15 protein-coding genes are annotated in these 15,860 nt (G+C 32.0%); 3 read left to right on the plus strand and 12 right to left on the minus strand.

Features of this window, described 5'->3' with window-relative positions; genetic code table 11:
- Positions 1-18: 18 nt before the first annotated feature.
- From HMPREF2586_RS07370 to norA, 9 genes are all read right to left on the minus strand, one after another.
- Entirely contained in the window at positions 19-1,371 is a 1,353-nt protein-coding gene (locus tag HMPREF2586_RS07370; protein ID WP_046207381.1) for a hemolysin family protein, read from the minus strand.
- 298 nt (positions 1,372-1,669) lie between these two features.
- Positions 1,670-2,830 carry an N-acetylglucosamine-6-phosphate deacetylase gene (gene nagA, locus HMPREF2586_RS07375; protein WP_070657636.1) on the minus strand — a complete coding sequence of 387 codons (1,161 nt, stop codon included), beginning with the start codon at positions 2,828-2,830 and terminating at the stop codon, positions 1,670-1,672.
- Between the two features lie 168 nt (positions 2,831-2,998).
- Complete coding sequence (locus tag HMPREF2586_RS07380) at positions 2,999-4,936, minus strand: PTS fructose transporter subunit IIABC (protein WP_070657634.1); 1,938 nt, start codon at positions 4,934-4,936, stop codon at positions 2,999-3,001.
- A 1-nt stretch (position 4,937) separates the two neighbouring features.
- Positions 4,938-5,861 carry a 1-phosphofructokinase gene (gene pfkB, locus HMPREF2586_RS07385; protein WP_070657632.1) on the minus strand — a complete coding sequence of 308 codons (924 nt, stop codon included), beginning with the start codon at positions 5,859-5,861 and terminating at the stop codon, positions 4,938-4,940.
- On the minus strand, positions 5,858-6,616 hold the full coding sequence (locus HMPREF2586_RS07390) for a DeoR/GlpR family DNA-binding transcription regulator (RefSeq protein ID WP_046207377.1): 759 nt from the start codon (positions 6,614-6,616) through the stop codon (positions 5,858-5,860). Before HMPREF2586_RS07390 ends, pfkB begins: the two co-directional genes overlap by 4 nt.
- A gap of 796 nt (positions 6,617-7,412) precedes the next feature.
- Positions 7,413-7,892 carry a Cys-tRNA(Pro) deacylase gene (ybaK, locus tag HMPREF2586_RS07400; protein WP_064209536.1) on the minus strand — a complete coding sequence of 160 codons (480 nt, stop codon included), beginning with the start codon at positions 7,890-7,892 and terminating at the stop codon, positions 7,413-7,415.
- A gap of 75 nt (positions 7,893-7,967) precedes the next feature.
- A complete protein-coding gene (gene galU, locus HMPREF2586_RS07405) occupies positions 7,968-8,840 on the minus strand; it encodes a UTP--glucose-1-phosphate uridylyltransferase GalU (protein WP_046207374.1) in 873 nt (290 codons plus the stop codon).
- A 164-nt stretch (positions 8,841-9,004) separates the two neighbouring features.
- Positions 9,005-9,751 (minus strand): hypothetical protein, encoded by a 747-nt coding sequence (locus HMPREF2586_RS07410; RefSeq protein ID WP_070657628.1) that lies wholly within the window; start codon positions 9,749-9,751, stop codon positions 9,005-9,007.
- 431 nt (positions 9,752-10,182) lie between these two features.
- Positions 10,183-11,343, minus strand: coding sequence for a multidrug efflux MFS transporter NorA (gene norA / locus HMPREF2586_RS07415; protein WP_070657626.1), 1,161 nt, complete (start codon positions 11,341-11,343; stop codon positions 10,183-10,185).
- 205 nt (positions 11,344-11,548) lie between these two features.
- On the opposite strand from norA, the gene HMPREF2586_RS07420 reads away from it, so the two are divergent.
- The 3 genes from HMPREF2586_RS07420 to HMPREF2586_RS12995 all read left to right on the plus strand — a co-directional run bounded on the left by HMPREF2586_RS07420 (position 11,549) and on the right by HMPREF2586_RS12995 (position 13,641).
- A complete protein-coding gene (locus tag HMPREF2586_RS07420; protein ID WP_070812704.1) occupies positions 11,549-11,968 on the plus strand; it encodes a PPC domain-containing DNA-binding protein in 420 nt (139 codons plus the stop codon).
- Between the two features lie 735 nt (positions 11,969-12,703).
- Complete coding sequence (locus tag HMPREF2586_RS07425; RefSeq protein WP_081357273.1) at positions 12,704-13,369, plus strand: DUF1361 domain-containing protein; 666 nt, start codon at positions 12,704-12,706, stop codon at positions 13,367-13,369.
- A complete protein-coding gene (locus tag HMPREF2586_RS12995; RefSeq protein WP_070812705.1) occupies positions 13,366-13,641 on the plus strand; it encodes a hypothetical protein in 276 nt (91 codons plus the stop codon). The genes HMPREF2586_RS07425 and HMPREF2586_RS12995 overlap by 4 nt, the downstream gene beginning before the upstream one ends.
- A 76-nt stretch (positions 13,642-13,717) precedes the next feature.
- Here HMPREF2586_RS12995 and mdh read toward each other — a convergent pair whose 3' ends face one another.
- The 3 genes from mdh to HMPREF2586_RS07445 form a co-directional block, all read right to left on the minus strand.
- Positions 13,718-14,656: a malate dehydrogenase gene (gene mdh / locus HMPREF2586_RS07435; protein ID WP_070657622.1), complete on the minus strand. Its 939-nt coding sequence runs from the start codon at positions 14,654-14,656 to the stop codon at positions 13,718-13,720.
- Positions 14,657-14,895: 239 nt separating this feature from the next.
- Positions 14,896-15,513, minus strand: coding sequence for a DedA family protein (locus HMPREF2586_RS07440; protein WP_070039025.1), 618 nt, complete (start codon positions 15,511-15,513; stop codon positions 14,896-14,898).
- A 43-nt stretch (positions 15,514-15,556) separates the two neighbouring features.
- Positions 15,557-15,856 carry a hypothetical protein gene (locus tag HMPREF2586_RS07445; protein ID WP_064209544.1) on the minus strand — a complete coding sequence of 100 codons (300 nt, stop codon included), beginning with the start codon at positions 15,854-15,856 and terminating at the stop codon, positions 15,557-15,559.
- Positions 15,857-15,860: the final 4 nt, after the last annotated feature.

Here is a 15,860-nt window from a genome sequence, read left to right on the forward strand (position 1 = left end):
GTGCATCATACTCATAGCTTAATTATCGTTGCTTTCTTCGTCTTCATCTTCTTCTGGAGTTGGACGTGTTTCATGATATTCAAATTCTAAGATAACATTGATAATTTGATGATTATCCACTTCTGATATAATCCAACGATCATATTGTGTATCTACATAATCATTGGGTTGTAAATTAGTATTATGTGCCTGTAACCAGCCACCAATTGTATCTATATCTTCAGAATCTTCAAATTCAATACCAAATTGATCATTTAAATCATCTAATAACACTCTACCGTTAATTTGGTATTTATTATCACTTAGTCTTACAACATCATTGACTTCATCATCATCAAACTCATCACGAATTTCACCGACGATTTCTTCTAAGATATCTTCCATCGTTAAAATACCTGCAGTACCACCATATTCATCGATAATCAAGCTAATGTGAACATGTTCACGCTGCATTCTAATAAGCGCATCACTAATCCTAGTTGTTTCAGAAATCATTGGTAAATCATGGATATAGTTACTTGCTTTCATCGGTTTACCAGAAGCATACTCTGTTAAAAATTCTTTTACATTAATAAACCCTTTAACATGGTCTTTATCGCCATCTTCTGTAATTGGGTAACGTGTGAATTGATGTTCCTTAATCGTTTCTAATAGTTCATCTACATTAAACGGTTCATTTAATGTAACCATTTGTGTACGCGGTACCATGATATCCTTGGCATGTCTTTCATCAAATGAAAAAATATTTTGCATATATGCTAATTCTGTTTGATTAATTTCTCCACCATTATAACTATTATTTATAATAATTTTTATTTCTTCTTCTGACATGGCATCATTATTTGCATCAGGATCCACACCAAACATACGAATAATCATTCTTGCTGAACCATTCATTAACCAAATTAATGGTTTCATTACAAATCCGAAATAATATAGGGGTCTAGCGTAAACCAATGCTAATTTTTCAGTATATTGGATAGCAAGTGTTTTTGGTGCTAACTCACCCAAAACAACATGTAGATATGTCACAATGATAAATGCTACGATAAATGAAATAGTTGTCGTCAGTGCTTCAGGTAAATGGATTAATTCAAATAATGGGTGTAGCAACTTGTTAAATGTTGGTTCACCTAACCAACCTAATCCTAAAGATGTCACTGTAATACCCAATTGACATGCTGATAAGTAATAGTCTAGGTTTTTAATCATTTTTTTAACAACACGCGCACTACCATTGCCTTCTGTTGCAAGTTGTTCAATCCTAGTAGTACGTACCTTTACTAATGCAAATTCTGAGCCTACGAAGACTGTAGTTAATGCTATTAAAAAAAAGAATATTACTAAATTTATTATGGTCACTGTTTCCAATTAGTTCCCTATTTCTAGGGATTCACCTCCAAATTTTGTGTCACAATAGGTGACTGCTTATAAAATATGATTTGATTGCTTAAGTTTGTTTTATATGCTAAATCCTTCCCATTGTAACACCTCCCTAAAAATACGCATTTCTTTTATTTTATCACAATACTTATTTCGAAAGTAATTTATACAAATTAAAATTTTATATTCTCCTAATGTACCATTTAAACGCAAAATCACCTTCACGTCAACTTTCTAAATTTTACATCTTTTGTTCTGAAAATGTTTATATACTTTAAAATAATGCTTATTTTATAAAATGATGGATTTCACCATTTTTAATTGTTGTCTGAACTTCAATATCATCGTTCACAATGACAATATCAGCATCTTTACCTGTTTTTAGGCTACCTTTTTTATCGTCAATGTTCAAAGCAATGGCCTGATTTAAGCTCGTAACACGCCATAGATTATCTAGGGTATCACCTGTAAATTTAATAAGATTATTCAAACCAGTATTCATTTTTAAAATACTTCCCGCTAATGCTCCTGAAGCTAAACGTGCTTCTGAGCCTCTCACGATGACATTTTGACCTCCTAAATCATATTCTCCATCCGGCATTCCTTTTGCTCTCATAGCATCTGTAATTAAATAGAAATGTTCATTGCCTTTTTGCTTATATGCAATATTTACAGCAGCTGGATGTGAATGAATCCCATCGACGATAACTTCAGTGTTTAATTTTTCATTAATCCACGCAGCGCCGAATAGCCCTGGTTCTCTATGTTCAAACGGGGTACCTGCATTATATAAATGCGTAACATGTTTGGCACCGTTTTCCACCGCTTCATTGCTCTCATCAAATGTCGCAACAGTATGTCCAATTGAAAATATAATTTGATCTTTAAAAGTTGCCAACGTTTCTTTAGCACCATCGACTTCAGGTGCAAATGTGACGACTTTGATGTGATTATTCGCTATATTTTGGAAGTATTTTAATTTTTCTACTGAAGGTCGTTGGACATAACCAGGATTTTGTGCCCCTACCTTATGCTCAGAAATAAACGGACCTTCTAAATGGATACCCACAATTTCAGCTGTATTTTTCGTATCTTGTTGTGTTTGATATGTAGCAATATTTTTAAGTGCCTTTGTTATATTTTCATCTGATTGTGTCATTGTAGTTGCTAAATAACTCGTTGTGCCTTCAGATAGCAATGATTCTGATAAATGTTTTAAGCCCGTCATCGATGCATCCATCGCATCTTCCCCATAGCCACCATGCATATGAATATCAATAAAACCAGGTAGAATATGATGCCCTTGTGCATCGATCGTTTGTAAATCACCTTCATACTTCCCAACACCTAAACCAGCAATTTTACCAGATTTAATGATGATATAACCGCAATCAATGGTTTCAGTTTCAGTATATATTCGTCCATTTTCAATTACATATTCAACCATTTATATTACCTTCTTTTCAATTATTTTAGGTTAAAATTTTCTTAAATCACTTATATTTTATTTTACCAAATTCAACGCTTATATTATATTCAAAAGCAAATAATAAAAAACCAGAAGTTTCACTCAATCATGAGTTTCTTCTGGTTTTCATTATGAACCTCTATAATTTTAATCATTCATCGCTTCTGAACTTTGTATCTCATCTTTAGTTAATTTTGGTTTTAACATACCATAAATAAACGCACTGATAATCGCTCCAATAGCAATAGCTAATAGCGATTGCAAGACATGTCCGAAGTCAGTACCAACTATGACAAAGATACCTCCATGTGGCGCTTGGATAGATGAGCCTAAACCTAATGCTATCGCTCCACCAACTCCAGAACCAATCATCATGGAAGGAATTACACGAATAGGGTCAGCTGCGGCAAAAGGAATTGCACCTTCAGTAATAAAGGATAGCCCCATTACGTAGTTAGGAACAATAGACCCTTTTTGTTCTTTTGTGAATTTTTTACGGAACAGTAACATGGCTGTGGCAATTGCGATTGGTGGAATCATTCCTCCAACCATAGCAGCAGTAATTGGTGCTGCGTTTCCTTCTGTCAATGCTGCAGTTGCAAAGACATAAGCGGCTTTATTAAATGGACCACCCATATCGATTGCCATCATCGCGCCAATAACAAGACCAAGTAACATAATGTTAGTACCTGATAAACTTTGTAATCCATTCAGCAATAAATTATTTAACCAAGACGCTGGGGGATTTAAAACGTAAATCATCAGTAAACCTGTTATAGAAACAGAGAATACAGGGAAAATTAATGTTGGTTTTAAACCTTCCAATGACTGAGGTAAACCACTAACTACTTTCTTAATACCTTGTGTCAAATAACCTGCTAAGAAACCTGCAAGAATACCTCCGATAAAACCAGAGTCGCCGGATACCGCAATCATACCACCAACCAAACCAGCAGCAAAACCTGGTTTGTCTGCAATACTGCGTGCAATATAACCAGCAAGTATAGGTATAATTAGCATAAAGGCGCTCTTGTTACCTATATTCCACAATTGTTCTGCGAACGCATTGTAATCTGAACTTTTTGGATCAAATGAGTTTGCACCAAACAAGAACACAATAGCCATTAAAATACCACCAGCTATAACAAGTGGTAGCATATTAGAAACACCGTTCATCAAATGTTTATAAATTGTCTTACCGACACCTTGTTTTTCATTACTTTCTGATTGTGCTTTACTTGAATTAGCACTCGCTACAAACGGTTTACGAGAAGTATCTTGAGCCATATTTATTAATTCTTCTGGGCGTTTAATTCCGTCAGCTACTGGTACTTCAACAACATTCTTACCATTAAAACGCGCTGTTTCAACATGCACATCTGCCGCTACAATAACGCCAGTTGCACGTTCGATATCTTCATTTGTGAGATGATTCTTTATACCACCAGATCCATTTGTTTCTACTTTTATTTTAACGCCCATTTTTTCAGCTTGTTTTTTCAAAGCATCGCGAGCCATATAAGTATGTGCTATGCCCGTTGGACAAGCAGTAACCGCTAATATATAGGGTTCATTTGTGTCAGCTGAAGAGACAGAACTTTCGGTTTCTTCTTCTACTTCTTCTGTAGCTTCATCATCAGCTTTATCAATGATTTGTAACACTTCTTGTGGAGACGTTGCATTTAGTAAATCTTCTCGCACTTTATCATCCATTAAAATACCTGATAGTTTTGCTAATGCATCTAAATGTGTTTGTGCGCCACCTTCTGGAGCAGCAATCATAAAGAACAGATGTGCCGGTTGCATATCTAAACTTTGATAATCCACACCCGCTTTAGATTTACCAAAGGCGATAGCAGGCGTATCTACCGCAGCTACTTTAGCATGTGGTATCGCAATACCTTCTCCAATACCTGTGGTACTTTGCGCTTCACGATTATAAATAGCTTCTTTAAAAACTGATACATCGTTTAATTTGTTTGCTTTATCTAGTTGATTCACTAATTCATCTATGACACCATTCTTATCAGTTGATGAAAGATCCATAGCTATTGTCTCTTGAGTTAATAACTCTGTAATTCTCATCTCATTCACTCCCTTTTAGCGTCGTAATTGTCACATGTTCTTTAATATCTTCAATGGCTTTGTATGAGGCTAAATCATCGTTAAAAGCAGTCGCTGTCCCCGCAGAAACCGCTTGTTTAAACGCGTTTTCAATCGTCAATCCTGTTTCAAGACCAGCTATCATGCCTGCAACAGTGCTATCACCGGAACCAACTGTATTGACAACTTGACCATGAGGTACTGACGCTTTCAAACTATGTTTATGATCAACATAAATTGCGCCCTCACCACCAAGTGACACAATCACAGATGATGCTCCTTGTTTCATAATTTCTTGTGCGTAATAGATAACATCTTCGTCAGAATTGATTGATGTATCAAACATCACTTCTAATTCATGTTTGTTCGGTTTAATAAATAGTGGGTTGTATTTTAATACGGATTCCACTAAATCTTTTTCAGCATCTACGACTAATCGAGCACCTGTTTGTTTTATGATTTTTGCAATTTGTTCATAAGCATCTTTAGGGACGCTTTTCGGTATACTTCCTGCCACAACTACTATATCTTTTTTTGAAGTTTGTTTAAGTTGTCTGAGTAGATTTTCAAATTGTGTTTGAGAAATATTTGGACCTGGTGCATTTATTTCTGTTTCATCACCAGTTTTCAGTTTTACATTAATCCGCGTATCTTCATCTATCTCTATAAAATCAGTTTGAATACCTGCTTTTTTTAAAGTGTCATCTATAAATTGACCTGGAAATCCACCTGCAAATCCTAAGGCTGTTGAAGGGACATTCAATGTTTTCAATACCCTTGAAACATTGATACCCTTACCTCCAGCAAATTTAAAAGTTTCTGTCGCTCTGTTTAATCCATTTAATTTAAAATCATCAGCAAACATGATGTAATCAATAGAGGGATTAAAAGTTACCGTATAAATCATCGTGTACCTCCAATAAATGTATAATGTTCAGTATATTGCTTAAATATGTCACTCTCTTTTACTTTTTTAGAAGTAACAATGCTAACTTGTGTTTCGACAGGCACATGTGCAAAATACACCTTGTCGTATTTATCATGATCAGCTAAAACATACGCTTTCGAACCTAAATATATCGCGTGTTTTTTAATAATTGCTTCTTGCTCGTCTGGTGTAGTTAAACCATATTTTAAATCAATACCGTTCATACCAAGGAATACTTTATCAAAACGATAGCTTTTCAACGTTTCAAGTGCGCTAGCACCTACTGTCGCATATGTTGTCGATTTAATTTCTCCACCTAAAATAAATGTACGTATACCATGTTTAATTAACTCTTCGACATGCGTCAAACCACTTGTTACTACAATGATATTTTGTGCATCAATATAAGGAATCATCTCAAGTGTAGTTGAACCAGCATCTATAAAAATACATTCATTGTCTTCTATTTCTAGTGCTGCTAATCGAGCAATTTCTTGTTTTTCCTTTAAATTTGTACCGCGTTTATCTGCCAAATTAGGTTCTAAAATAGATGATTCATTAAGCATTGCCCCACCGTGTACTCTTTTCAACTTCCCAATTTTTTGTAATTTGGATAAATCTCGGCGAATTGTAGAAGCACTACATCCAGTTCGATCTATTAATTCTTGCAAGGTTAAAAAATCTTTTTTTGACAATTCAGTCAATATGAGCTCCTGGCGCTTTTCTGTAATCATCCCTTCACCTCATTTCATTTTCATTATAATGGTTGCGCTTTCTTTTTTCAATCATTTATTGTCAAAAACAATCAAAAACAATCATATAAAACTAATAAAATTTGATGATTGGCCTTTTTATAAATAATTATGCTCCATAACTATGTATTAATAACCATTTTGAGTATCTTGATAATACATCTCATTACGTTATAATGCACAATGTATAACACAATCTTTTTTATTCCATATATTTCTTACAAGGAGTGCCTTGAAGTTATGCAAAAATCATCTATTATAAAATGGGAAAGACGAATCAGAATTAGTACCGCAATTATCTTTGCTATTTTAATGATGCTCAATATATACATAAGTGAAAAATTCAAAACTGATTTTGTGTTTTTTCAAACTTTGATAATATATATTTTGTTGTTTTTTCAAATGGCGTTTAACCTGTTACAATTTATTAGTCAAACATCCGACAAATATATACGAATGACCATGATTTTACTCTATACATATGCATATATTAGTAACTTTATCGTACTACTTATATTACTGTTACTCCCAATAGAATCTATGTTTGTTCTAACGATGGCTCTCACATTTTTTACATTGAGCCTTACGTTTTTAATGATTGTAGAACGTCAATTTAAAAAACGCATAAAAAAAAGAGTGCAAAATTCGAATAAAGATTCAAATCATTAATACACTCAATTTTATAAAATTACAAAAAAATATTTAATTACTTACTGCCTGCTAAATAATCACGAAATGGAATCATGCCTATTTCGTGATTTTATTTATTTTTGCGTTGTTAATGATGAGTGACGTGCATCACTTTTGCATTGGTGACTTCAACCAAATCATCTACTGCCATTTCAATCTGTATCCCGCGCTCTCCACCACTAATATAAAGTGAATCTATACTTGTTGCTTGCTCATCAACAACGGTTTCAAATTGCTTTTTCATGCCAATCGGTGAACAACCACCTCTTATATAGCCTGTTACTTTTTTAAGATCATCTAAAGGCATTAATTGCAGTTTCTTTTCATTTACCGCATGTGCCGCCGCTTTCATATCTAATGTGTTACTTACCGGAATAATAAACACAAAATGATGATGATCACTATTTTCTAAAACAAGTGTTTTATAAACATACTTATCCTCTATGCCTACTTTATTTGCTACTTCAGTACCATCTATATGTTCATCTGAAATTTCATAAATATTGACACTATAGTTTATCTTTTGACGATCTAACATTCGCATAGCATTCGTTTTCTTTTGCTTCATTTCGATACCTCATATGATTAAAATGTTTCATGTATATCAAAATATTTTCTATCTATAAAGGAACTTGATCACAAATCATTCATCCAGATTAAGTTGCTTAATAAATTGCGTTAACGCCGCTTTCATTTCTTGGTCTTTTAAAGCGAATTCGATTGTAGTTTTAACGAAACCTAATTTTTCACCAACATCATAACGCTCACCTTCAAAATCATAGGCATAGACTTGGCTTTCCTTATTCATTCTTTCAATAGCGTCTGTCAGTTGAATCTCCCCACCAGCACCTTTACCTTGATTTGCTAAATATTCAAAAATATCAGGTGTTAACACATAACGCCCCATAATTGCTAGATTTGAAGGTGCAGTTCCTTGTTTTGGTTTTTCTACAAATTGATTCACTTCATATTGACGTCCGCTTTTACTTAATGGGTCAATAATACCGTAACGATGCGTATCGTTTTCATCCACTTCTTGAACACCGATTACGGATTTACCAGTTTCTTCATATGTATTCATCAATTGTTTGATGGCTGGCTGTGTAGATTCAACAATATCATCACCTAATAATACGGCAAAAGGTTCATCCCCAATAAATTGACGCGCTGAATAAATCGCATGTCCTAAGCCTTTCTGTTCTTTTTGTCTTACATAAAAAATATTAGCAAGTTCGGTAGAGTAATTCACTTTTTCTAATAAATCAGTTTTTCCTTTTTCTTCTAAAATCATTTCTAATTCTTTTTGATTATCAAAATGATCTTCAATTGCTCGTTTATGTTTACCAGTCACAATTATAATGTCTTCAATACCAGCACGAGCCGCTTCCTCAACAATGTATTGAATCGTTGGTTTATCTAAAATTGGTAGCATTTCTTTTGGCATAGCTTTTGTTGCCGGAAGAAATCTTGTACCTAATCCTGCTGCAGGTATAATTGCTTTTTTTATTTTTTTCAAAACATTCATCCTTTTCAATTTTTAATAATTTAATATTCATCAAAATATAAATCAGTTTAGTCTTAATATAATAATAACATCGATACATTTAACTTTATACTTTTTTATGATACTAAAAAACATTCAACTTCAATAGTATCTAAAAGTTGAATGTTTTTATTTCCCTATTTTAATGCAGGTTGACGTATGACATCACCCAATTTATTCACAATAACTTTATATTCTTTATTTGCTGCCGCATCATAAAATGTATAAGACATACCTTGCTTTGAAGCTTGAACTTTTTTCAAGGTAGCATTATTTCCTAGTGCATCTTTTGCATATTTTTGAGCAATTACTTCTGATTCATGAGGCGATATTCTCGGTTTGTCTTGGTCTTGATGTTTTTGAACTTGATAAGCATCATCAAATATTCTTGCCTCATTATTTTGATCTACAGTGACTCTATAATATGTTTTGGGATGTTGCTTATTTTCGAAAGTAAAAATATAGTAATAAGTTCCCTCACATGTACTATCAATACCATAGTCATTATATTTATTTTCAGAATGGTTATCATTGTCTACCATTTTTTTCGCTTTATTTAGCGCTTCTGAAAATTGAGGCAAATTGATTTCTCCAGCCTCTTTATCATTCAAATCATGCGTTGCTAATTTTGCTATCGGCTCATGGTTTTTTGCATTATATGGCTTTTCTTTTTGCGCGTCATGCTTTTTATCGTTCGGCATGTTTGATTCGAAGTCTGTTTTTTCCGCGCTTGCTTTGGATTGAACAGTATTATTAGTATCGGAATAACTCGATATCGTTTCATGTACTTTGGCTAGCACTTGTTGATTAGTAACTAATACTAATAAAAATATGAAGCAGCATGTTAATAGAAAAGCCAATATTGATAATAGTAAATTCTTCAACTTTATCCCCTTAATCATCTCTCTTTAATAATCACAACAACATATTATCACAAATATTTAACAAAAAACTTATATAGACTACAATTTAAAACAATTGTAATTTCTGTAACATGAATATTACGTATGCAACTTAATTTAATATTCGTGTCATATTTGAAATTATAAATGAATAAATACAGCCCCTTTTAAACCAATTAGGAGTATTAACATGACAAATCAACATATTTCTAAAGTTTGAATTGCTTTATTTTTCAAATTAAAAAGGAGTAAGATATGAAATTAAATTGGTAACTCCCATCTCATATCTTACTCCTTTAATATTAGTTTATTTGTGAGAAATCTAAATTATCTTTTATAGAATAGTGACTTATTTTCTCATGTCATATATAGCATTTCGTTTTAAGCATCGTAACTTGTCTGCGTTATTAATTTTATGATTTTTTTAGACGATATCGAATTGATTTCTCAATAAATATTACTATCATACCAATAAACATTACTAATATTGCCATATAAAGTGGGAATTCAAAGTTAATATCGTATAATGTACCAGCTACTAATGGTCCTATAAAATTCCCCATGCTTGTGAAGGTCGAGTTTAATCCACCAGCAAATCCTTGGCGATTTCCAGCAATATTAGAAAAATAATTCGTAATTGCTGGTCGAATCATATCAAATCCAATAAATACTATAAAACTAATAATCATAATTGACCAGTAATTATGCATAAATGTCAACGCAAGTAATATAATTGCTGAATAAAGTAATGCATAAGTAATGAAAGTAAGTTCTTCAAAGTATTTCATAAACTTATCAAAGAAAAACACTTGGAATATCGCACCAAAAATGCCTCCACCAGTAATTGCAAAGGAGATATCTATAGGTGAATAGTGTGCTTTATCAGCTGTATATAAAGGGAATAGTGTTTCGAACGCCGACAAACCAAATGCGAGTACAAGTGTTAAAATAACTGGAGTGAGAAACACTTTCCAATTTATTTTAGACAATAATTCAGGTTGATAATGTGTAAAACCATCTTGCGTTTCGTTTTTTGGATTTTTAATTAAAGTGATAGATAATATAAGCGCTATCACACCGCTTGTACCAGCCACATAAAACGGTAATCTATGTGAAACTTCTGCTAGTAATCCACCTAAACCAGGCCCTAAAATGAAACCTGAATTAATGATTGCGGACATATAACCAAAATTCTTCGCTTTATCTCTTCCGATAGAAATATCAGCAATCATCCCTGTAACACCAGGCATAACCATTCCAGCACTAAACCCACCTAATATTCTAGAAACGATTAGTAGAGAAAACGTGTGGCTTGCGGCAAATAAGAATTCTGAAATCGCAAAAAGTGCAAGCCCAATACAAATAATTAATTTTTTACCTAATTTATCTGCAAGCGTACCACCAAATGGTGAAATAATCATTTGTGCGAGTGCAAAGACCGCAACAAGAATTCCTAGGTCACTACCTTTTAAACCTAAATCTTTTAAGTATACGGGTAACACTGGTACAACCAAACCGATACCTAAAAAGACTAAAAAGATATTAAAATATAAAATATAAAATTGTTTATTCACGTTTCTCACTCCATTCTTATACACATTTTTTAATCATCTTGTTTTGAATCGTTAATTTAGAGGAATGCACAATATTAGAACATTCTATAACATTTTCCTATAGAAAAACAATAGAAAAACTTACATTTTCAAACACTATTATACATCTCATAAATAATTAATTGTATAATGATATTAACGTATTAATTTGAATGGAGGTTTTCAAATGGTATATCAAGTAGATGGCAATACTATCGTATTAGTTCTAGAACAAGGTGAAGATATTATTGAAGCTGTAACGGATCTTGCTAGTGAGCAAAACGGTAAATTTGGAACGGTTAGTGGTATTGGAGCTTGTGACGACGTAGAATTAAATTTCTATAATTTAGAAACTAAAACCTATGAAAAAAAGGAAATTAAAGAACCTTTAGAATTAATTAGCCTGTTAGGTAATATTTCTCATATTGATGAAAAGCCGTTTGCACATTTACATGCAACTTTTGGTACTAACCAATATGAAACATTAAGCGGTCATTTAACAAAAGCAGTTGTATCTGCTACTGCAGAAATCGTCATTACAATGACAAACCTAGATATAAATCGTAAACACAATGCAGACATAGGATTGAATTTATTAGACTTGTAAATTGTTTGTGTCCATTTAACAATAATGAATCATTAGTCCATAAAAACATTTACTGTGTTTAACTTCAAAAAATAAAATTTATATATAGGTCAGGAATTATTTGTATACATTTAAACTATCTTAATCAAAACACATGAACATTATTTGCTCTTGCTAAAGCATAAACGTTAATTTCTATTGAAATTAGATAGAAATTAACGTTTTTTCTGTATATATATTCTTTTAATATTGCCAACTAGCACACTTCAATTATTTTTGTACTAACATTTATCGATTACCATTTTGAAACGTCTTGACGCTCTGAGTTTGAATTTGTGAGAAATTACAAGTCCAAATCATACTAATAAACTTTAAAAGTAAACAACCTCATCGCTCAAAAACGGAAAATTTAAAAATAATGTATATTAACTCAAATGCTTTATATTTACTTTGTTTTGAAAATAGCTATTTATGTATAACTTGTTTTTATTTTAAAACGTTTTCAATAGGTTCGAATTATGTTTATAATTGAAATTTTCGTTTATAAATTGTATTATGAAAAATCACATTCGTAATTTTATATTGCTGTTCCCTTGATATTGAGCTTTTTGAGGGGATTTTTATTTGCTATTTAAAAATTGAACTGCTTGTCATTAACTAAACTTAGTCAATGAGAATATTAAAAATACATTTTCAAACAAAGTCGTATTTTTAACATTAGCTAAAACTGTACCCCCTAAAAATAATTATATGATCATGTGTGTTTATCACATATATAAATCTAAAAGGAAAGTAGGTGTAAGTATCGCCCCACGTTACATTGCTAGAACAATATTTTTAATTTTAATGATTATATCTATTTTCTTTAACCAATTTTATCAATTTATGACACTCAATCTATTTTTAGCATATATTCCATTTGAATTGTGCTTACTATTAAATTTATTTAAACCGAAATATAAATATGAATGGCCATTATTTATCGTTTTTGTACTTATATTTTTATGCATGGTACCCAATACACTATATATGGTTACTGATTTAATACATTTAAATCAATTTACTTTTAATTTTTATCAAGGGCTAATCATCGTTGAATGGATGTATTTTACTTTTTTAGTTGCCGGTGTCTTATTAGCCTTATATTTATTAATTTTAATGTTTGTAGAAATGGAAAATTTTACAACGCATCGTTGGTTCAATAGAACTATTATATTAATAATGATGTTTTTAAATGGCTTAGGTATTTATATCGGACGGTTCTTGCGTTTGCATTCTGTTTATATTATCAATGAACCACTTCGAATTTACAGAGAAGTCATCAATCATTTAGATTTTGATGCTTTCCTATTTGTCATATTACTTGTATTGCTTCAAGTTTTAATTTATACATTTGCGAAAGGAGTACAACATACAAAATGACTTTTAATATTTTAATTTTACTTATTGTACTCATCGTATTTCAGCTAATTATTGGACATTTACTCCATGACATAGGATTTTCATACACAAAAAGCATTCTACTCATGTGTTTACCACTAGGTATCGGTTTATTTTATTTGCAATTATTTTATTACGAATGTAAATATCCTGATTGGCATGTTTCTATTAAAACAAAGTTAAGGTTAAAGTATATGTATATTTTAACTTTTCTTGAGTACGTTGCGGTGTATATTTGTATTTTCAGGATGTAATCACAAATTTAATTATATAACGAAACACCCACAGCAGACTTATTGGCCATGTTGTGGGTGTTTCTTTTTAAAAAAGTTATTTATTTTTTAGCGATTGTTTTATTTGTTGAACAGCATTTGCTGAAATTTGTAATTGTTTTAATTCTTCAGCAGATAGCTCGAGTTCTAAGATACGTTCTATACCATTTTCTCCTAATATTGTAGGGACACCTAAGCAAATATCAGAAAAACCATATTCATTCTCTAAATATGCAATAGAGGGTAATAAGCGTTGTTGATCTTTTAAAATTGCTTCCAACATCGTATACACTGCTGAAGCTGGCGCATAATAAGCAGAACCAGTACCTAATAATTCTACTATTTCAGCACCACCTTTTCGAGTACGTTCAATAATTTGGTTAATAGTAGTTTCATCTAATAATTTAGTCAATGGTACACCATTAACATTTGTAGCATTAACTAACGGAAGCATGGTATCTCCATGACCACCTAGTACTAATCCTTTAATATCTTTAATCGAAACGCCTAAAGCTTCCGCTATAAATGTCTGATATCTTGCAGTATCTAAAATACCCGACTGTCCAAGAACGCGTTCTTTAGATAAACCTGATGTTTTTAAGACCGAATAGGTCATTGCGTCAACCGGATTAGTGAGCACTATTATTTTACATTCAGGAGAATATTTAACAATTTCTTTGGTAACATCTTCCATTACTTGTTCATTTATTTTAACCAAATCATCTCTGCTCATTCCAGGCTTGCGTGGCACCCCAGCAGTAATCACAACAATATCCGAGTCTTTTGTATCAGCATAGTCTACTGAGCCTGAAACATTTACATCAAAGCCATAAATTGGACTACTTTGTAATATATCCAGTGCTTTACCTTTAACCTGTCCTTCATTTTTAGGTTGATCAATTAATACTACATCTGCTAATTCATGTTTAGCTATAATAAAAGCTAATGTAGATCCTGTATTGCCAGCACCTATAATAGAAACCTTTTGTTTTGTCATAATATCATCCCCTTATAATGATAGATAAGTGAATTGTCTTAGTATGCTTGAATTAAATTTCTCAATTTATTGCGTTAGTGGGACTTATGCATGAATCTCAATCCTAGTAAACTTTGGCAAAGTGTGCACATACAATCAATTTGAATAAATTTAAGTGCTATCTCACACCATAAGATGTTAATAAGTAAACCATTCTTTAGTAGCTACTAAAATATTGTTCGAATTCGCAAAGCTTATGCTTAATTTTGCTTATGCTTTCGTTGACGTTTCAACCACTTCCAAATAATAAAAATAACTAAAATAATAAGTACGATATAAATCATTTTAGAGTAAATATCCATATAGTGCACAATCACATGCCAATTGCTACCAACTGTTTGTCCTAAATAAATTAAAACGATATTCCAAATCAATGTACCAATTGTTGTAAATAATAAAAACAAAGGCATATTCATGCGTGTTAAACCAGCAGGAATTGAAATTAAACTTCTTAAAAGAGGTACAAATCTACAGAAAAATATCGTCCAATAACCGTATCGCTCGAACCAATGCAGTGTTTTATCTAAATCACTTCTTTTTACTCGTATTATTTTTCCATAACGATCTACAATTTTATATAAATTTCTTTCTCCTATCCAAGCACCTATGCCATAAAGAGCAATCGCTCCAACAATAGATCCTACAGTTGATGTAAGTGTTACACCAATAAAACTCAAGTTTGAGTGTGTGGTCATAAAACCACCAAACGTTAAGATGATTTCAGAAGGTATAGGAGGGAAGATATTTTCTAAAAATATCAGAAAAGCAATTCCCCAGTAACCAAATTGTTCCATAAAATGAGTGATCCATTGCTCCATGTATACCCTCCTACTACTTATTTAGATCAAGTAATATTTTACATTATAGTAAATTATTTGATTTAGCATATAAATACATCGTCATTCCAAATAGTGCTAATGACATTAAGGTTAAGATAATTGCTAAGACCATCACACGTTTATAATGCTTTATAAACGCCACAAACAATATCCCACCATTGTATAAAAAGAACAAACCAAACAATGCCATCATGACATTTATGTCAGGATATATTATGTTTAATAAAGCAATTACTATTGCAAAACCTAAAAAAGGAAAGTTAATAAAATTGCGTTGAAATCTAAACTGATCTCTATGATGTTGTTCATTCTGAATACTCATGTTC

This window comes from Staphylococcus sp. HMSC034G07, from assembly GCF_001835975.1.
GTDB classification, from domain to species: domain Bacteria; phylum Bacillota; class Bacilli; order Staphylococcales; family Staphylococcaceae; genus Staphylococcus; species Staphylococcus ureilyticus.